This is a genomic window from Marinomonas transparens (assembly GCF_016463975.1).
GTDB classification, from domain to species: Bacteria; Pseudomonadota; Gammaproteobacteria; order Pseudomonadales; family Marinomonadaceae; genus Marinomonas; species Marinomonas transparens.
The window spans coordinates 43,108-62,199 of the sequence record NZ_JAEMNX010000017.1 but is presented as its reverse complement, the minus strand read 5'-3'; the positions used below and the strand labels follow the sequence as shown (position 1 = coordinate 62,199).

The 19,092-nt window shown below is 43.8% G+C and carries 14 protein-coding genes; 7 read left to right on the top strand and 7 right to left on the bottom strand.

The features are described 5' to 3' along the window. Positions 1 to 111: 111 nt before the first annotated feature. Complete coding sequence (locus tag I8J31_RS13645) at positions 112 to 1,266, bottom strand: N(5)-(carboxyethyl)ornithine synthase (protein ID WP_199469130.1); 1,155 nt, start codon at positions 1,264 to 1,266, stop codon at positions 112 to 114. Positions 1,267 to 1,757: 491 nt separating this feature from the next. Between I8J31_RS13645 and I8J31_RS13640 the strand changes: the two genes are divergently transcribed. Then, entirely contained in the window at positions 1,758 to 3,272 is a 1,515-nt protein-coding gene (locus tag I8J31_RS13640) for a bifunctional metallophosphatase/5'-nucleotidase (protein ID WP_199469129.1), read from the top strand. Further along, complete coding sequence (locus tag I8J31_RS13635; protein WP_199469128.1) at positions 3,269 to 4,948, top strand: GGDEF domain-containing protein; 1,680 nt, start codon at positions 3,269 to 3,271, stop codon at positions 4,946 to 4,948. The genes I8J31_RS13640 and I8J31_RS13635 overlap by 4 nt, the downstream gene beginning before the upstream one ends. 2 nt (positions 4,949 to 4,950) lie before the next feature. Here I8J31_RS13635 and ilvY read toward each other — a convergent pair whose 3' ends face one another. Then, positions 4,951 to 5,835: an HTH-type transcriptional activator IlvY gene (gene ilvY, locus I8J31_RS13630; RefSeq protein WP_199469127.1), complete on the bottom strand. Its 885-nt coding sequence runs from the start codon at positions 5,833 to 5,835 to the stop codon at positions 4,951 to 4,953. 241 nt (positions 5,836 to 6,076) lie between these two features. On the opposite strand from ilvY, the gene ilvC reads away from it, so the two are divergent. Both ilvC and modF read left to right on the top strand, forming a co-directional pair. Beyond that, the gene (ilvC, locus tag I8J31_RS13625; RefSeq protein WP_199469126.1) at positions 6,077 to 7,552 is read left to right on the top strand and encodes a ketol-acid reductoisomerase; all 1,476 of its coding nucleotides are present in this window, start codon (positions 6,077 to 6,079) and stop codon (positions 7,550 to 7,552) included. Positions 7,553 to 7,674: 122 nt separating this feature from the next. Then, positions 7,675 to 9,159: a molybdate ABC transporter ATP-binding protein ModF gene (modF, locus tag I8J31_RS13620; protein WP_199469125.1), complete on the top strand. Its 1,485-nt coding sequence runs from the start codon at positions 7,675 to 7,677 to the stop codon at positions 9,157 to 9,159. 195 nt (positions 9,160 to 9,354) lie between these two features. Here modF and I8J31_RS13615 read toward each other — a convergent pair whose 3' ends face one another. From I8J31_RS13615 to I8J31_RS13595, 4 genes are all read right to left on the bottom strand, one after another. Next, positions 9,355 to 10,059, bottom strand: a complete 705-nt coding sequence (locus I8J31_RS13615; RefSeq protein WP_233402774.1) for a lipase family protein — start codon at positions 10,057 to 10,059, stop codon at positions 9,355 to 9,357. A 607-nt stretch (positions 10,060 to 10,666) separates the two neighbouring features. Next, positions 10,667 to 11,374: a ZIP family metal transporter gene (locus I8J31_RS13605; RefSeq protein WP_233402773.1), complete on the bottom strand. Its 708-nt coding sequence runs from the start codon at positions 11,372 to 11,374 to the stop codon at positions 10,667 to 10,669. 40 nt (positions 11,375 to 11,414) lie between these two features. Then, complete coding sequence (locus I8J31_RS13600) at positions 11,415 to 11,999, bottom strand: hypothetical protein (protein ID WP_199469124.1); 585 nt, start codon at positions 11,997 to 11,999, stop codon at positions 11,415 to 11,417. A 110-nt stretch (positions 12,000 to 12,109) separates the two neighbouring features. Continuing rightward, the gene (locus I8J31_RS13595; RefSeq protein ID WP_199469123.1) at positions 12,110 to 13,702 is read right to left on the bottom strand and encodes an L-lactate permease; all 1,593 of its coding nucleotides are present in this window, start codon (positions 13,700 to 13,702) and stop codon (positions 12,110 to 12,112) included. A 448-nt stretch (positions 13,703 to 14,150) separates the two neighbouring features. Between I8J31_RS13595 and rsgA the strand changes: the two genes are divergently transcribed. Further along, positions 14,151 to 15,260 (top strand): ribosome small subunit-dependent GTPase A, encoded by a 1,110-nt coding sequence (rsgA, locus tag I8J31_RS13590; RefSeq protein ID WP_199469122.1) that lies wholly within the window; start codon positions 14,151 to 14,153, stop codon positions 15,258 to 15,260. 81 nt (positions 15,261 to 15,341) lie between these two features. On the opposite strand, the gene I8J31_RS13585 is transcribed toward rsgA, so the two are convergent. Next, on the bottom strand, positions 15,342 to 16,421 hold the full coding sequence (locus tag I8J31_RS13585; RefSeq protein WP_199469121.1) for an alkene reductase: 1,080 nt from the start codon (positions 16,419 to 16,421) through the stop codon (positions 15,342 to 15,344). 377 nt (positions 16,422 to 16,798) lie between these two features. Between I8J31_RS13585 and I8J31_RS13580 the strand changes: the two genes are divergently transcribed. Together I8J31_RS13580 and I8J31_RS13575 are read left to right on the top strand one after the other, a co-directional pair. Beyond that, positions 16,799 to 17,032, top strand: coding sequence for a YgaP family membrane protein (locus I8J31_RS13580; RefSeq protein ID WP_199469120.1), 234 nt, complete (start codon positions 16,799 to 16,801; stop codon positions 17,030 to 17,032). Positions 17,033 to 17,040: 8 nt separating this feature from the next. Next, a complete protein-coding gene (locus I8J31_RS13575; protein ID WP_199469119.1) occupies positions 17,041 to 19,020 on the top strand; it encodes a putative bifunctional diguanylate cyclase/phosphodiesterase in 1,980 nt (659 codons plus the stop codon). Positions 19,021 to 19,092: the final 72 nt, after the last annotated feature.

Genomic DNA, 19,092 nt, shown 5'->3' with positions numbered 1-19,092 from the left:
TTTGAAATAAGCAGGAAAGGTATGGTTGTATTTTATATGCTTCGTTTATTCAACTGTGCGTTACAATCTACTGTTGAGTAGACCGTAACGAACAAGTACGAAAAAAAACAACTAGCTCACCGTGGCTAATGGCCCATAAGGTGGCGTTAATTCACGGTTCTGGAATGACAGGATTAATGGATTTTTGATAATGCCTTCGTCTATGTTAATGGCTCGGCGTATGGTTTCATTTTCCTGCCAGTTTTCACGGCCTTCTAGGACATTTTCCAAATACACAATTAGCGCAGCTGAAATCGAGCGGGTGGCGCTTTCCCATAGGTAACTTGGTGTGTGATCCACCGCGTAATAGTCTGTGGTGTTGTATTGAAACATGGGGTCTTTAAAAGAAGTCGGCTTAGCGAAAAAGAAGCCCATGCCTTCGTCACAACTCACGTCTATGATCAGGCTATTGGGTTTAAGGTACGCCGCTTCAGATTCAATAATAAAGTTGGTTGGGTGATCGGTTTCTTGGTAGGTGCCGTTCACAATAATGTCGGTTTCGCTAATCAGCTCATTCAAAGGTCGCTCAGAACCATCATGCTCAACCACCATCATACGGGCTTCATCGGCTTTTCCTTCTCGGACTTTGATGTAATGACAATCCAGTACTTCTTCTCGCACCTCATGGTCTGGACGCTGAACACAAATGGTAATGTCACGGAATCCATGGGCTTTTAAGGCATAAATCGCACCACGGCTCACGGCACCAAAGCTGAAAATAATGACTTTACGTTGGTTACCATAATGTCCATCGATGCCTTTTAATTGTAAGGCATGAATCACCGCGCAATAGCCGGCCATTTCGTTGTTTTTATAAAAAGTATGACGGCCTACTTGCCCACTTGGTGACCATACAAACATATCTTCAAAGGCGATTAAGGTCTGTTTTCTATCCAATGCTGCTTGGGTAATAGCCCGTTGCTGCACACAGTGGGCGTAGCCCCACAAAATGCCACCTTCCCGTAATTCTTCTAAGTCTTCCAAGACGGGTTTGGCAATAATCACCGCGCCTATTTCAGCCAATATGTGATGGCGCGTGGCAATGCCACCCGTTTGCGCGGCAATTTCCTCATCACTGATGTTAAAAGCCGCGCCGTAGCCTTCTTCAAAAATCAGTTTTTCACGCAAGTAGGCCGGAATACGCGATAAATGTTCTGGGTGAATTGGGTAACGACGCTCGTCTATTTTTCTGGATGTGCCGATAACGCCGAAGGTAAGTTGACTCATACCGTTTCCTTTCTATAAAAGATAAAACTTGGTGAGTTCACAAACGCGTGATCAACCACGCCAATAAACTTTTTTATGATGATAAATGTCTTAGAAAATAATGCTATAACGCTGACATGTAGTGAACTGAGGAGGGAGAATCTGAGCCTTGTAAAGGCAATCAATCATTGCAGGGACCAACCACTGTAACATTAAAGTCAATCAATATCTGACTTAGCTTAGAAGCAGTCCTAAAGATAAAAAATCGACAGGATATCAAACCGCTGGCACAAACATTCCTCTAAAATGGCAGCGAGAGTAGCTGACCATTTGGTCATTTATATAGTGTTTTCTCAACATCTTTATGCAACACTGACAAGTATTTCATGTATATCTGATTGTTTTATTTCATGATAATGTATTAATCAATCTGGCCAATTTTATCTACACAAGCCCTATGAAAGCGTATTTTAACAGGCCTCCAAAATACCGACACTTGCAGAAACACATATATGACCAAATGCCACATATTCATCAAGCTATGCCTATTTTTAAGTATTCTCTTCAATACAACTGCCTTCGCAGAGCAACATGCCACTATCATTTTTGATGCTCAAAGACCCATCATCAACGATATAAGAAAAGGCAGCTATGCCCAATTAGCCAGCTTGCTTAACCAAGAGCGCCGAAACAACTTAAGTACCTTTTTCATTTTTGGTGGCGAGAGCTTAGGCCCTAGCATGATGTCATTCATGGATCGAGGCGCCCACATTATTGATATATTAAACAGCCTTGAACCCGATGCGATGGGGATCTCAAAACGAGAGTTTGCTTTTCAAGAAGATGAGTTAATCATACGCTCCTATGAAGCGGCCTTCCCTATGGTATCGAGCAGCCTATACGATCCTCTTAGCCAAAGTGCGCCAGATGGAATACTCCCTTACAAAGTACTTAAAAAAGGTAATGTGAAGCTAGGATTTATCTCAGCCTTAGACCCTTCAAAAATGGAAAAATATCCAGTCAAACGCTTCCAAATCATTCCGCCCGTTGAAGCTATCACTCAAGCTGCAGCCGCACTCAAAGAGCATAATGTTGATTTGGTTATCCTCCATTACTCTGACTACATGCCTGTTGTTAACAACCTACTTGAACAAGGTGTAGTAGATGTCGCCTTGTTTAAAGACGAGTATTTTCAGCAAAACCCCTACAGCCACCAACAACGCCATCCTAATAATATTGTGATTGATGAAAGTAAAAATGCGGATGTCATACAGCTATCTTGGCAACAGGACAATCCAAAAGACAGTTTGAAAATCAACACCAATGAAGTGGATCTGACTGCTTTATATTTCCAACCAGCTGTCTTACAACAGGTGCAGGAATACGATAAACGACTCGATATTCTACTAGAAGAAAAAATAGGAAAAACCACAGCGAGGATAGACCTACATAGGAAAACACTACGCACCTCGGAAAATAGCTTTGCTAACGTTGTCGTGGACACGTTAAAAGATTTTACTAATGCCCACCTAAGTCTAGTAAACAGTGGCACCATACGCAGCGACACAAGCTTTCAAGCCAATACCGAGCTAACAAGAAAAGACTTTCTGACCATGCTGCCCTATCGGAATAACCTTGTGCTGCTCGAAGTAACAGGCCAACAAATCATCGATGCTTTAGAGCACGGTTTAGGTAAAATCGAATCAACAAGCGGGCGATACCTACAAGTCTCAGGGATTACAGTTAAGTACGATTCAACACAACCTGCTGGGAAGCGCCTAATTTCCGTACACATGAATGGCAACCAACTAGTTCCCACACAAAGCTACCGCCTTGCGACATTAGATTATCTTTATAAAGGTGGAGACGGTTACACCATGCTTAAGACAAGCAAGAGCCTATCGTTCAAGCAAACATCCAGTCTGTTATTTTCTGATATTGTCATTGCAGCAGTGCAGAAAAAAGGCATTATTTCGCCCTACACAGATGGTCGAATAGAAAACATTGCCGTTAAGACCACACAATGACAAACAGTTCGCAAGCACAACCAAACCAAACAGCCACACGGCTGAAGAAAAGCTACTGGGGATTAAGCTTAGGCAAGCAATTTGCCTTACTGTTACTCATTGTCATATTGCTTTTTGTCACTGTAGGGTTCGTTTTACAAAACAGGTTGGAGCAAACTCAGTCGATACTACAAGACCTAACACTGACCTCTTTACCTGCAATGGTCAAAGCTAATCAAACGGCGGTTATGTCAAACGAATTACTTGCTTCCCTTAAGCGCTTCTCCTCGGCTATGACACCGCCAGAAATGCGTATTGCAAAATTCGAAATAGAAAAAAAACTCAACAAAATACAAGAAAAAATAAATAAGACAAAGAGCAGCCAAACTCAAATTCACCAATGGGCACTCATTCAAAAAGAAGTAACAGAATTAACCCACTTAATTGAAGAAAAGTTCACCCTAGCGGCCCACATAAAGAAAAAGCTCGACAAATTATGGGCATTACAGGCATCGGCAAAACAATTAAATGAATTAAAACAGAACCTGACGCACACGGACGTCATACTACAAACACAATGGCAACTAACCTTTCTACAAACCACGACCCTTGCTTATGTCACGGCTAATATAAGACAGTTAAGTGAATTACAAGAAATCCGTCTTACTACACAGCAGAGCCTAGATAAGCTAGAGTCAATAATAGGCAAACTGCCCAGCGACTTACAAAGCCAAATTCCTCCCCTCAACGCCAGCCTAGAAAATACCCTCATAGGCCCCCAGGGCCTTATCGAACAGCAAGCACAATATCTGCGTATTGTCGGCCGGAGTAGAGGCCGAGAGTATTTCATTCACAATATGATAAACGACTACAGCAACATTGCAGGCCGTATATCTCTTAATGAAAATGACACCCTGAATGAAAAAGCCGCCGCACTCACCAATGATATGAAGGCACAAAAAGAGTGGTTCATTGGCGCTTTCTTTCTCCTAGCGGCCATGATCAGTGCTATTTTGGCCATCTATATTCATATGATTAAACGTTTGAAATTACTCACTCAAAAAATCCATACCATGACTGAGAATCAACCCAAACATGAAGCAAATGAAAATGAAATTGACGAATTATTTGAGGCTTTCGACCAGTTTTCAGAGACCATCAACAGCCAAACAGCCAGCTTAAAAACACTGTCTTTAACCGACAGCCTAACCAACATCTCAAACCGACGTGCATTCGACCAACAGCTACAACTTGAGATAACGAGCAATCAAGCACTCTCTATTCTACTGATTGACGTGGATTTCTTTAAACAATACAACGACACCTACGGCCATCTCTGTGGTGATGAAGCACTACAAAAAATAGCGCTTATACTAAGCGGGAGCGCCCCAGACCCTACCACCCTAATTGCTCGCTATGGCGGTGAAGAGTTCACCATTTTGTTACCCAATACAACAAAACAAAAGGCTCAAGCCATAGCGCTAAAAATCATGAACAACATGCAAGTGGAAAACATTGAGCACAGTTCAAGCGAAGTGTCGGACATGCTCACGGTAAGTATCGGCATAGTGACTCGACAACAAAGCACAATCACCAATAGCGACACACTAATGAAGCAAGCAGATATCGCCCTCTACCATTCCAAAGAACAAGGTCGAGCTCAAATCACTCATATCGACGATATTAAGAAACCTTAACCTTATCGTCCTACCATCAAGTTCCAAAAAGCCTCAATTACAGGTTTTTTCAGGCTTTTCTTTAGGGTGAATAAACCAATATTGTAGGGTTCCAGTTCGGGCTTTACTTCTAGCACTTGCACCCTATCAACCAGCGGGCTGTTGTCGAGTACGATTTTAGGCACCACGCCGATACCAAAGCCCAAACTCACCATACTCACTATGGCTTCATTACCTGCTACTTGGGCGTAGATGGTTGGGGTAATGTCGAACTTACGGAACCACTGATCAATGCGATGGCGCGACACCCCTGCTTCCGACAAAATCATCGGCACCTTCGCCCATTCCTGTGGTGTCGCAGGAATGCTGGTCGGAACATTGGGTTGTTTTTCGTTCGGTGCGATAAACACCAAGGGGGACATGGTTATAGGCTTGAACGCCAAACCTTTATTCAGAATGGCTGGGCGAGCTGTTATGGTAATGTCTTCCTTGCCATCTAAGATTCGCGCTATGGCTTCATCTGGGTCGCCTGTGTGTAACTTAATTTCAACCCCTGAGTGGACTTGGCGAAAGCGGTTAAGCAATTCAAACAAAAAGCTGTAACTGGCGGTCACCGAACAATACAGGCTGATTTCCCCGTGGAGTTGGTCGGCACTGTCGGTTAATTCATGACGGATCAATCGCCATTGACTACTGGCTTCGCGGGCATAGGAAAGAAACTTTTGCCCCTCTTGCGTGAGTGTCACCGTACGATTGTCACGAGTGAACAGCGCCACGCCGAGTTCTTCTTCTAACTGGCGAATATTCCGCGACAAGGCCGAAAGGCTGATATTGCACTCTTCACTGGCACGCCCAAAATGCAGGGAATCGGCCAAGGCGAGAAATTGCTTTAACGTTCGTATGTTCACTTTAAACCCCTCGCTCGTGTGCTGACCTTGTTACTCAGTCGTTTGTAAAATGAGTCGTTTATAAAAGATGTTATCGGTAAGAATACTCCATCATTGCATAAAATGGGATACTGTATTGCGAATATATCAATTTACGAAAGACAACCTTTTCTATAAAGTCACCTCCATAGCATTTGATCGCAGTATGTCACTGGCGACAATACGTCTCTTTTTAAATATAAAAACCTTAGGATTACTAACAATGGCTACTAACTACTTCAATACTTTGCCGCTACGCGAGCAACTTGCTCAACTGGCTAAATGTCGTTTCATGGACAGCTCTGAATTTTCCGATGGCGTAGATGCGCTTAAAGGTAAAAAAATTGTTGTGATCGGTTGTGGTGCTCAAGGTCTTAACCAAGGCTTGAACCTACGCGACAGTGGCCTAGATGTTTCTTACACACTACGCGCTGCGGCCATTGCTGAAAAACGCCAATCTTGGAAAAACGCCACTGAAAATGGTTTTGTTGTTGGTACTTACCAAGAACTTATCCCAACGGCTGACGTTGTTTTGAACCTAACACCAGATAAGCAGCACACACCTGTTGTGACTGAAATCATGCCGCTTATGAAAAAAGGCGCTTGCCTATCTTACTCTCACGGTTTCAACATCGTAGAAGAAGGCATGCAAATCCGTGAAGACCTTACAGTCATCATGGTGGCACCTAAGTGCCCAGGTTCTGAAGTTCGCGCTGAATACGTACGTGGCTTTGGTGTTCCAACGCTTATCGCCGTTCACGAAGACAACGATCCTAAAGGCGAAGGTCTTGCACTAGCCAAAGCATACGCTGTGGGTACTGGCGGTCATAAAGCAGGCGTTTTGATGTCTTCTTTCATCGCGGAAGTAAAATCTGACCTTATGGGTGAGCAAACTATCCTTTGTGGTATGTTGCAAACAGGTTCTATCCTTTGCTTCGACAAAATGGTTGAAGAAGGTATCGATGCAGGTTATGCCTCTCGCCTAATCCAGTACGGTTGGGAAACCATCACAGAAGCTTTGAAATACGGCGGTGTGACGAACATGCTAGATCGCCTTTCTAACCCAGCTAAGATCAAAGCTTTTGATCTTTCTGAAGAACTTAAAATCATCATGCGTCCTTTGTACAACAAGCACCAAGACGACATCATCAACGGTACTTTCTCTCGCGTTATGATGGAAGACTGGGCGAACGATGACAAAAACCTACTAGGTTGGAGAGCGGAAACCGCAGAAACCAACTTCGAAAAAACACCTGCTGGCGATGTTGAAATCTCTGAGCAAGAGTTCTTCGATAACGGTATCCTAATGGTTGCCATGGTTAAAGCCGGTGTTGAGCTTGCTTTTGAAACTATGACAGCAGCGGGTATCATCGCTGAATCGGCTTACTACGAGTCTCTACACGAAACACCACTTATCGCGAACACCATTGCTCGTAAAAAACTTTACGAAATGAACGCGACTATCTCTGATACAGCGGAATACGGTTGCTACCTATACAACCACGCTTGCCTACCATTGCTAGCGGATTTCATGAAAGACATTAAAACTGACGTGATCGGTAAAGGTCTTTCTTTAGAAGATACGGGTGTTGATAACGCACGTTTGATCGAAGTAAACACAGCCCTACGCAGCCACCCAGTGGAAGCGATTGGTGGGGTGTTACGCGGTCACATGGCGGATATGAAGAAAATCGTTTAATTTGATTATACGACTACTGCGTTAATAACTCGTAACGTCGTGTTTTAAACTCAAAAAGCCGAGATCATTTTTAAATGTCTCGGCTTTTTTGTTTATCGTTTTATTCATTGAGATTGCATTTTATGGACAATACCACTCGTTTAGATAGCATCCACTTAGGCTCTATTCAATTAGAAAAGACAACCGTGAACTTTGATGACCGCTTCACACTGAGCGAGGTGGATTGGACCATAGAGCCAAACCAGCATTGGATGATTACCGGCACCAACGGATCTGGGAAATCGGCTCTTGCGGCGGTACTGGCGGGTGTGGGGGAAATAGAAAGCGGCACCATTACCAACCTACCTAAAAAAGTTGGTTTGGTCTCCTTTGAAGCGCAAGCGGAATTGATCGCCAAAGAGCTGAAAAAAGACGATGCCGATATTATGGATGTGATCGCCATTGGCACCCCAGTCCATGAGATGATTTTCGAGCACTGCGAAGACCAAACACTGGCCAAGGCACTGGTAGAAAAGTTCGGCCTAACGCCCCTACTCGACCGCGCTTTTCGTAAGCTTTCTACGGGCGAAACCCGCAAGGTGATGTTAATACGCGCCTTGTCTAGCAAGCCGGATTTACTCATCTTAGACGAACCTTTTGATGGTTTAGATGCCGACACCCTTGCCATGTTGCAAGCGCATTTAGCATCCATCATAGACACCACGCCCATGGTGTTGGTGCTCAACCGCTTTGATGAAATGCCCGACTTCATCACCCATGTGGCCTTTCTTGATAAAGACAGCTCAGATAAAAGCAGTTCAAATAAAGGCCGTTTGGCGCTGACCATAGAACGCCAAGACAAAGCGGCTTTTAACGAGCTTTACCAACTGCTGCATTTAAAAACTACCGATTTGAGTATTCCAGATGCCGACCCCACATCGGCTTTGCCCGCCCTTGATCCTAACCAACCCTTGGTCGCCCTCAAACAAGCGACGATCAAATACGGCGATACCATCATTGTCGATAAACTCGATTGGACGATAGAAGCCAACCAGCATTGGCAACTAAGTGGCCCAAACGGCAGCGGCAAAACCTGCGTTTTGTCCTTGATCACCGGCGACCACCCCCAATGTTATACCAACGACATTTTTGTATTCGGATTCCAACGGGGCAATGGCGAAAGCATCTGGCAGATCAAGCAATTCATCGGCTATGTCTCCACCGCTTTGCAATGGGAATACCGCGTTAGCACCAGCTGTAAAAACGTGATTATTTCCGGCTTTTACGACAGCATCGGCATGTATTCCAAATCATCCGATAACCAAAAGGCAATCGCCGACCAATGGCTAGCATTACTCGGCATGAAAGACCGCGCTGACCAACCCTTTAACAAACTTTCCTACGGCGACCAACGTTTGTTGCTCATCGCCCGCGCCATGGTCAAACACCCGCCCTTATTGATATTAGATGAACCCTGCCTCGGGTTAGACGACATGAACCGCCAACTAGTTTTGGCCTTAATCGAGAAGATCTGCCAAGGCTCGGAAACCACCGTGCTGTACGTCAACCACCACGCGGAAGATAAGATCAAAGGCATAGAAAACTACTTAGGGTTGGTGAAAAACTAGGTTTTTATATTAGCTCACTGCCTCAGATAGAAAACTGCAACTTATTAACGCAAGGCATTGGGCTTTTTGTACTTCTGGGGATAAATAAAACAGCGACGAAAATCGAATTCTTTGCATTGCGGAAAAACTCTTTATTTGACTAATATTCATCTCAACAGTGATGTTTTATTAGGGGTAACCGCTCTAATGAGAGCTTTACCTTCTTTCAAAAGCCCCTTCGTGCAGAAATGCCTTAACTTGCCGGATTACGTCTTTATCCCTCATTAGAAACGGGTGAGATACAGAAACCACTATATGGTCTGTCATGCCCTCTAACTTTGTACGTTCTACTGATACTTTTCCATCGTCTGGATTAGGCAGCATTTGAGAGAGTATTGGATTAATAGTAGAGCGACCAGCGATAATACCCACAGGGTAATTTACAGGTCCTAGTGAATTAGGAGCACTACTATCATCTGTTCCTAGCTGCATGCCAGCAGGGCCATTAATAAGTTTAAAACCTGGAATATTTTTAAGCTTATCAACCACCTCACTGCCTTTATTCGGCGGCCCGAGCATGACGACTCGCCCTAAGTTCTCTAACATATTAATGCTCAAATATTTACGTAGAACAATTCCGCCAAGAGAATGCGTAACAAAATTCACTGTCACATCAGGCTTACATTGAGCAACCGCTTTGGGAAGGTATTCTTTCGCAATGGTGGTGATGTCGTAACGAGTAGAGGGATAATCATAATTAATAACGGTATAACCCTCCGCCTTTAATACCTCTTCCATTTTATCCATGGATCGGTCTGTGCGCGCCATGCCATGCAGCAATACCACACATTCTTCGGCAATTGATGACGTACTCAATAGACACAGTAAAAAAACTAATGCTATCTTCTTCGTATGAACCATTCTTTATTCTTCTAACCGCTTAATTATGCCCATATATGGAGTCGCTTTTTAATGAATAAACGAAACCACACTACCTCGTAAAGCTGATTCTGCCACTCTTTTTGAATTCGAGTTTATAAGTCAGCGATGCTGACTGAGACGTTTTCTTCATTGGCGCGTTCCTTCGCGAGTAGTATCAGTTCCATGTCTTCCAGCTTATCCATTAACGTTTCATAAGCTTCAGCTGGTACACAGTAAAACGCAGGTTCGTTACGATTCAGTATCGCAATCGCTTCCCCATTCGCACTGCTAGCGACTTTATTGGGTTGGCTTTGAACTCTGTAATACTCACAGCCTCAAGGATAGAATTCTAGCAGTCATTTAAAAGTACCTTTAATCAACCTATTTAAAGGTCATTTAATTTTTAAATTGATCATTAAATAAGCACTTTAATGTATCAGAAACATCTAGGCACTCACTCCAATCAGACGTTTTGTCTAATTTGATTCTTCAATATCCAGATAAAAACCAGATCAATGCCGAGCGGATGTTTGCGCGCTTGCGCGCCGAAGCGAGGTGTTGTCTGGTTTCTTAATTCATCAAAAAACCTAATCGACAGCAAGCTCAATTATAGTACTTGCTTTCCTATCATCCCAACCGCGAAGCCCAATACCGCGCCGAGTGCTGGCACCCAATGTTGGTTAATCTTCGCTTGGGGAGCAATGTCTTGAAAGATGAGATAAACGATGCCACCGCCAGCAAAGGCCATGATGCTAGAAGTTATTATCGCTTGATCCTGAAGCAAGGCGTATCCGGCCCATGCTGCCAGCGGCCCAAATAAGCTAATAGCGAACAGAATCAACAGCGCCATACGAGAACGAATGCCAGAGTTTTCCATTTCCCGAAAAGCATTAAAACCCTCAGGTAAATTCTGAGCACCAATAAAAACAGCGAGTAATATACCGAGATGGGGGTCATGTACAAAAACAGCACCGAGGGCTAAGGCTTCCGGTAAAAAGTCCATTAGCATGGCTAACAGCTGCGCCTTGGGGCCACCATGTCGGCTTAACAACGCATCCAATAAACAAAACAACAATCCACCAAAACAGAACATCGCACCAAGAACGACAGGACGAAGCACAGCCATGGCTTCAGGCAGTAACGCAAACGCCACCGCGGCAATGAGAATACCGCCACCAAAGGCAATTATGCCGTGGTTTATCTCGCTCTTTGTTTCGGTATTTTCACCGCCAGAAACCAAGGCAACAATCCCACCAATGCAACCAGCTAAACCTGCAAGCCAAGCGGCAATAATAATGATAGTGAGTTGACTCATATTCCCCTACGCCCACTGTTTTTAAATTTAAACTGCCCTTTTATGGTCGATAGGGCTCTTCTTTTACTAAGTGGCTCACCAACAGTTTCAAATAAAACAATGGTAAAAACCACTCCAGCCCATATGGCGTTTCAAAAGCATACAGAACAAGTAATACAGCAATGGCATAAAATAATAATGAGATCGTCCGCTGTAAATATTGAGGGACTAAGAGAATGATTATTGCTGCAACCAGTAAATACCCGCCTGAATAGCCTACCCATAATAGGTCTAATGATAGATAGACCCAAGACACCAAAAGAAGGTGAAACAGGTGCAAGACAACGAAACTGAAATGTTTGGAAAATGTTTGTTCTTTTCTGTGATACCAACGTTTTGCGCTCGACGTTGAGTTAGTAATAACGCCTCCTGCAATATCGAAAGCTAATAACCCACAAAGACAATACTGCATAAAGCTCCATTCAACACTAATCGCCGCGGCATAAAGTGGCGCAGTGATTAGCACAATAAATGGTATCCCTAGCTGCAGAATAATCTCAGTAGATGTGGCACCAGGACCGACAAACTTGTCAAAAGCACCGAGAAGTCCTTTTCGTGGCTCTGGATACTGCCAATTAGTTTTCATAATAACGAAGCCCCTTTATTTTCTGTCAAACATCCACTCAGCAAAACAACGACATGAATACGGTAGTAGTTTTATATCTCAACAATTCCATACCCTTTCAAAAGTCTAACTTACATCACTATCAAAGCAGCCCCTACCAGCGCGGCAACCACGCCGTAGATCACCATAGGCAATATAGTTTGTTTGATTATATGGCCTTCTTTATTTTCAATACCTAAAATAGTCGCTACAGCGATGATGTTGTTGATGCAGACCATATTGCCCATAGCGGCACCAACAGATTGCAGGGCGAGTACAAGGGTAATCGGCAAGCCAACTTGCTCTGCAATACTCTGTTGAATGCCACCAAATGTCAGATTAGAAACCGTCGAAGAACCAGAAAAGAAGCTCCCTAAAGCGCCAAGAAAGGCGGCAAAGTAAGACCAACTGTCTCCCGTCAAACTAGAGAAGGTTTGCGCGATCAAAAAGATCGGCGAGTTATCTCCTCCTAGCATCATGAAGTTCACCATGATGAGTGCACCAACTAGCGATACCAATGGCAATTTAATACGACGGCCTGTATCGACAAAAGCCTCAAACGCTTTTGCACGAGACATGTTAAGTACAGGAATGGCAATCAGCACCACCAGCAAAAAAGGAATCAACGCGGGTACATACAGCGTCTTATAAGACCAGCTCACCGAGGTCTGCAAGATATGTTCAACCGATAACACCAAAGACGGGCTGATGCTGAAATAAGTACCGCCAAGGTCAATACCCAGCCAATGGCTAGTATCGGTCAATAAGTCTTTGATACCTAGCTGCCCAATACGGGTGACGATCAAAATAACAATTAATAAGACCAGTGGGGAGGCGGCCAATGCGAGTTTATGAAACTCGACCTTTTTGCCTCTTGGTAAATCGTTCTCATGGGCTTTCAATCCAATATGCCGCTTAGCTAGGAAAATACTCACCACCAACCCAATCGCGCCGCCGATCAAAGAAGGGAATTCATAATTCCAACTGGCAATCCAGTAATAAGGTAAGGTACAGGACAATATACTGAGGAAAATAAAGGCAATGTTGTTACGGATCAGCTGCCAACTGACCACGAATTTTAACGCCAGAATAGGAATAACCAGACCAGCCACTGAGTTGATTAAGGCCGTTTGACTCGATACGTCAAGCAATTGCTCTTGGCTTAGATTTAATGTCTCTAACCCAAACCAAATAGGTGTCCCCACCGCCCCAAAAGAAACTGGCACCGAGTTCATGATTAGCGCGAGTATCGCCACCTTGAGAGGATGAAACCCCAAGCCCACCAGCATGGGGGCAGCAATGGCGGCTGGCGTACCAAAGCCAGACGCCCCTTCTAACATAAAAGCAAAGGCCCAACCGATAATCATCAATTGCGCGACAGCGTTAGTACTGATGGACTCTAACCATTGGGCAATCACACTCTCGGCCCCCGATAGGGCCAGCACTCGGTTCAGTAAAATAGCCCCAGCAATAATAGAGATGGGCGTAAGCACGGATAACACACCAGAAATGCTATTGGCGACCAATAAACGACCGTCTGCCTGAAAATACAATAGCTGGATCAAGCCCACTAACAACGCGGTGATAGGCAAAGCGATATGCGAAGGCACCGCCTGCTTTTTGGTCATTAACCAAATCAGTAAAACAATAGGAAAAGCGGAAATTAGCGTGCCAGTAAAGTCCATGTCTACGTCACTTATGATGTGAAAACTCTAATAAGTCTTTTACCTTAGAGAGTTTACTTACTTTAGAAATAAAAAGCCGTGACCTTCATCATGACTTAACTCAACTATAATAAAAAATAATGACTCATCATCGTTTTCTCACACATTCTTTACAACTCACCCAATCTAGGGAAGATCCTTAGGCTTGACCTATTTGAAAAACGCCACCAATATGGAACCTTATTCAACAGGGCAAGGAGATTTTTAATGATTGTATTCAATTCAACGCCGACTCAGACAGCACAGAGCGTTAGCTTCTAAAATAGGCTTTTAGTACTTTCAACAGCCTTCATTTCAGTTTTCTGCGAACTGTTTCTCTTTTAAGGCCCCTTTCTAAGTGTCTTGATTCGCACTGTCGCATCCGGCGTTTTAGTTTTTACTTAACTATTTTTTTAGCCGGAGCTAAACATTGAATATTTCAACATTACAACCTTTGGGTTGGAGTCACTTTTTTCTACAGCAAATCGACACAGACACCTTTGAAAAACTGCAAAGCAATGAACTGGAGATTTTTCGCATCAGTGCAGTACATCGATCTGTCATCAAGGGCCTAGGTAGTACTTGGTCAGAAGGCGAGGTTGAGTTGCTCTGCCCTGACAGCTTTCACCCCGTGAGTGAGCATTTCTGTGTGGGTGATTGGGTTATCGCTCAACGCACTCATGAGCACTTGCGGATCGTTCAGGTACTCGACGCTAAGAACCAATTAGAGCGGTTGAGCAATCAAAAACGCCAGCTGATGGCGGCGAATCTAGACTACCTATTCATCGTTACCAGTGCGAATAGTGACTTTAATCTCAAACGATTAGAACGCTACCTTGCTATGGCTTACGAATCTCATATTGAGCCAGTTATTGTGCTCAATAAAATCGATTTAACTGACGATGTAGATTCTTTTTTAGACCAAGTTCGGGCTTTAAAGGTGTCTGAGGTCATGACCATTTCAATGCTAAAACCCGACTCCTTTTTATCGCTGACGCATTTCCTACAAGTGGGAACTACCATTGCTATGGTTGGCTCTTCTGGGGTGGGCAAGTCTTCTCTGATAAATGCGCTGTTCACTCACGTTCGAACTGAGAAATCATCTGATTCGGTTAATCTTCAAGCTATTGGAGAAATACGCGAAGACGATGACAAAGGCAAACACACAACCACATCAAGGCAGTTACTGATCAATGAACAAGGTGTCTTGTTCATTGATACACCCGGTATCCGTGAGTTGCAATTGCTCAATGCTCAGGAAGGCATAGAGCAAACCTTTGGCGACATAGTCAATTTTGCACAGCAGTGTAAATTTACCAACTGTACTCATCAAACCGAACCCGGCTGCCAAATACTAGCAGCGTTAGAGAGCGGGTCATTGACGCAATCGCACTGGGATAATTATCAGAAACTACTCAAGGAAAACGCTTTTAATGCCCGTACCGCACAAGGCTCGTACGCACAAAAGCAACACATGAAGACCTTTAGCAAGATGGTTAATCGAGAGCAAACACGGCACCGACAAGACAAGGGGAAATAAATTATGATGTAAAAAAAGAGGCCTTTCATTTGGGCCTCTTTTTTTATTACTCTGATCTAAAGCCGTTAAGAATTTTAACGTTTAAGACGCCGTCATAAAAGGATAGTCTGTGTAGCCTTCAGCACCCGGAGAATAAAAAGTATTTTGATCTGGCGCATTCAATTCGCTGCCTACTTTTATTCTCTGTGGAAGGTCAGGGTTGGCTAAAAAGGCGGTACCAAATGCCACACTATCGGCTTGTTTATTCGCTAACGTTTGGCTCGCTTCTTCAGCACTGTAACCCATATTTACCATCAGGTGTCCTTGGTAATTTTTACGGGCAACCGTCACCACATCCGCCGCTTGTACGCCAAAGAAATCAGCACGCATTAGGTGTAGATAAGCGAGGTTAAATTGATTTAAGTGACTCGTTAAAAAGCGCGTCCATTCAATGGGGTCACTGTCTTTCATGCTATTAAAGCTGTTTAGTGGCGATAGTCTAAGGCCAACACGACCACTGCCCATCACCTCTGTCACGGCGTGAATAATGTCGCTTAAGAAACGAGCACGATTTTCCAGTGAACCACCATATTCGTCGGTGCGTTGATTGCTACCATCACGTAAGAACTGGTCTATTAGATAACCATTAGCGCCATGAATTTCGACACCATCAAAACCAGCCGCTTTAGCATTGATCGCTGCTTGGCGGAAATCATTGACGAGATCCACTATTTCTTCTTTCGTTAACGCGTGAGGCACCGTATAAGGTTTTTTACCTTCCGGGGTATGGGTTTCATCGTCGATGGCAATGGCACTGGGGGCAACACAGTCTTTACCGCCATTTAACAGTGGGTGAGCGGCGCGACCAGCATGCCAAATTTGCATAAAAATACGCCCGTCTGCTTTATGTACCGCATCGGTTGTCAGTTTCCAGCCTTCTATTTGCTGCTCAGAGTAAATACCCGGATCATTACCAAAAGCCGAGGTACCTTCTGTCACCATGGTGCATTCCGTAATCAATAAACCCGCACTCGCACGTTGTGCATAGTATTCAGCCATCAGTGCATTAGGCTGATGATCGACAGCGCGACAACGGGTTAAGGGCGCCATGATAAAACGATTATTAAGCGCTACATCGCCTAATTGAATGGGGGAGAATAATGCATTTTCAGTAGTTGTCATATGAAGACTCCATTAGAAAATTTTGGTACTTAGACCAAAGACCTTCTATATCTATAGTTCCTAGGTAAAAATTCAATTGTGATGACAGTAATTCCTTAATTGCCTAATACTAGTATTGATAATGATCATTCTGTTACAAAAAAACACATAGTAAAAATATCTTTTCCAGACAATATAAGAATGCCCCCACCCCCTTTAAATAGAGACATTCACCAGCTTCATGCAAACCTGAGGCCCTAATAGATAAGATTACAAACAGAATATCGACAACATCCTTAGTACCTAAATATGCACTTCATTACAGTATTCAGCTTGTTTATCCATCACACAGGGTCGAAAATTTAGCCTATTAAAAATAAATTCAATGAAGGCAAAACATGGCGATTACCAAGAACCTGCATATTATTGACCGTACCATTCGAGGCGTAGTCGGCCTAGTACTAACTGGACTGGCGCTATTCAATGGGGATTTTCTACAAGACCCTCTTTTAGAAATTCTGTTAGGTATTTTTGGTACGCTCAACTTTATTTCATTACTCGTCGGATGGTGCCCTGTTTATCAGCTATCTAATATCAGCACACTGCCTTCTAACAAAAATAGCGCAGCCTAAGAGACCCCATGCCACCAATTTTAGAATTCCAAAGAGACAAATCCTTCCGCTTAAGGCTTATTGTTGTTTGCCTAGGCGTTGCTCTTTTGGTTTCTACTATTTATGTCACTGTCTCCTATCGACTTGCTTCTGACCTAGGTATTAACGCCGAGCAAACCTCCCTTCACCGGCAAGCCATGCTGCTTCATGCAGAATTACTTGAGGAAGGTGACGAAGGCGAAGATAACCTAGAAGAACGCATGGCCGAGCTCGTTAACCTTATTTACCTAAACGATCATATCCGTGCCAACAGCCTATATGTAGAAGCCCGTAGCAAAGACTTTGATTGGACACTTAGTAACAACATGAGCATCTATCAAATCGTGTCCCTCAAGAAGCGTCTAACGATAAAAAAGCAAGAAAGCATGAACCCGATGGCGAATGGTGTGGAGAAGCTCGATGGACAACGCTTTCTTTGGCAAGTGGTAGAAATGCAAGACTATAACATCCTCATCATTGAAGCACCGAAGAGTATTGAAGAAGCTCTTAGTCTTATTATTCGACGTTTATCTATTACCTCAATTATGATTTTTTGGCTGGCTGCTTGGCTGGCAATCACGATTTCTTCTTGGATGACTAAACGCGTTCAAGACAAAAATGACGCCCTCGCAAGATTAGCAACCCATGACTCACTTACCGGTTTACCTAACAGACTGTATTTAACGAACTTACTGCAAGACCTAATGCCTGATACACCACTCGCCGAGCTAGCGAAAGTAGATGACGCATTAATAGAAGAGCAAGTGAGTGGCAGTTTATTTGTGATTGACTTGGATAAGTTTAAAGAAGTAAACGATGCTTTCGGACACGCCGCAGGGGATACTTTATTAAAGAAAGTGTCGCAACGAATCTCAGCGACCTTAGAAAATAACCACACCCTAGTACGTGTAGGGGGTGATGAATTCATTGTTTGGGCTCCAGACCTTGAGATTGAAAAAGCCATTCTACTCGCTAAAGAACTGGTTTTAGTTTGCGACGAGCCTGTCATGATCAACAAATTGGCGATCAACACAGGCGCCAGCATTGGTATTTGCCATTATCCCACCCATGCCACCAATGCAGAAGCCTTGATCATTGGTGCGGACACCGCCATGTACGACGCCAAACAAGAGCGTACTGGTTGGAGCCTCTTCAATGAGCGAGATACAGAAATTGATCGCTTGCGCTTGCGCCTACGTGCAGACTTAGGAGAAGCACTGGTACAGCATCAAATTAAATTGTATTACCAGCCTAAAGTAGAACTAAGTACTGGTCGCATTGCGAGTGTGGAAGGTTTAGCCCGCTGGCATCACCCTACGGATGGCATACTAACGCCCCATAGCTTTATTGACTTGGTGGAACATAGTGGGCGGGTTCAAGAGTTTGGTCGCTACATTATTCACGCGGCAATAACTCAACTTGCTGAATGGCAAAAACAAGGCGTTCACATTCCTGTTGCCATCAATCTATCGCCCTATAACCTACTTGATCCAGGACTATTAAACTTTACGCTTCAACTACTAGACGAGCTTCGCATTAGCCCTAATATGTTGGAAATCGAATTAATCGAATCTTCTACCAACATTACTATTGAGCAAATTGCACCTCGCCTTAGTAAATTTAAAGAAGCTGGCATCAAATTGGCTATTGATGACTTTGGCACAGGCATGAGCTCCTTGTCTTACATTAGCAGCCTAAATGTGGATACCATCAAGATTGACCGCTCGTTTATTACGGAGATTAATATCGACCCTAAAAAACAAATCATCGTAGCGGCCGCACTCACCTTAGCCAATTCCTTTGGCAATCAAACCATCGCAGAAGGTATTGAAAACCAAGCCCAGTTAGAGATGCTCAAGCAGATGAACTGCCTTTATGGACAAGGTTATTACTTCGCTCGCCCTATGCCTGCGGATGAGATGTTCTCTTTGTTACAAAGCAAGCAATCTCTCCCAATAAGCGATACATAGATCCAACAAATGTACGCATAATAACCACTGTCAAATGTCTGCCAAAGACTACACTCACTATATCGGGTTTCA

Excerpts from the sequence above, each read along its gene's own strand:
- I8J31_RS13645 (WP_199469130.1), bottom strand. The coding sequence starts at position 1,266 with ATGAGTCAACTTACCTTCGGCGTTATCGGCACATCCAGAAAAATAGAC.
- I8J31_RS13600 (WP_199469124.1), bottom strand. The coding sequence starts at position 11,999 with ATGAAAACTAATTGGCAGTATCCAGAGCCACGAAAAGGACTTCTCGGT.
- I8J31_RS13635 (WP_199469128.1), top strand. The coding sequence starts at position 3,269 with ATGACAAACAGTTCGCAAGCACAACCAAACCAAACAGCCACACGGCTG.
- ilvC (WP_199469126.1), top strand. The coding sequence starts at position 6,077 with ATGGCTACTAACTACTTCAATACTTTGCCGCTACGCGAGCAACTTGCT.
- I8J31_RS13640 (WP_199469129.1), top strand. The coding sequence starts at position 1,758 with ATGACCAAATGCCACATATTCATCAAGCTATGCCTATTTTTAAGTATT.
- I8J31_RS13605 (WP_233402773.1), bottom strand. The coding sequence starts at position 11,374 with ATGAGTCAACTCACTATCATTATTATTGCCGCTTGGCTTGCAGGTTTA.
- I8J31_RS13615 (WP_233402774.1), bottom strand. The coding sequence starts at position 10,059 with ATGGTTCATACGAAGAAGATAGCATTAGTTTTTTTACTGTGTCTATTG.
- modF (WP_199469125.1), top strand. The coding sequence starts at position 7,675 with ATGGACAATACCACTCGTTTAGATAGCATCCACTTAGGCTCTATTCAA.
- I8J31_RS13575 (WP_199469119.1), top strand. The coding sequence starts at position 17,041 with ATGCCACCAATTTTAGAATTCCAAAGAGACAAATCCTTCCGCTTAAGG.
- I8J31_RS13580 (WP_199469120.1), top strand. The coding sequence starts at position 16,799 with ATGGCGATTACCAAGAACCTGCATATTATTGACCGTACCATTCGAGGC.
- I8J31_RS13585 (WP_199469121.1), bottom strand. The coding sequence starts at position 16,421 with ATGACAACTACTGAAAATGCATTATTCTCCCCCATTCAATTAGGCGAT.
- I8J31_RS13595 (WP_199469123.1), bottom strand. The coding sequence starts at position 13,702 with ATGGACTTTACTGGCACGCTAATTTCCGCTTTTCCTATTGTTTTACTG.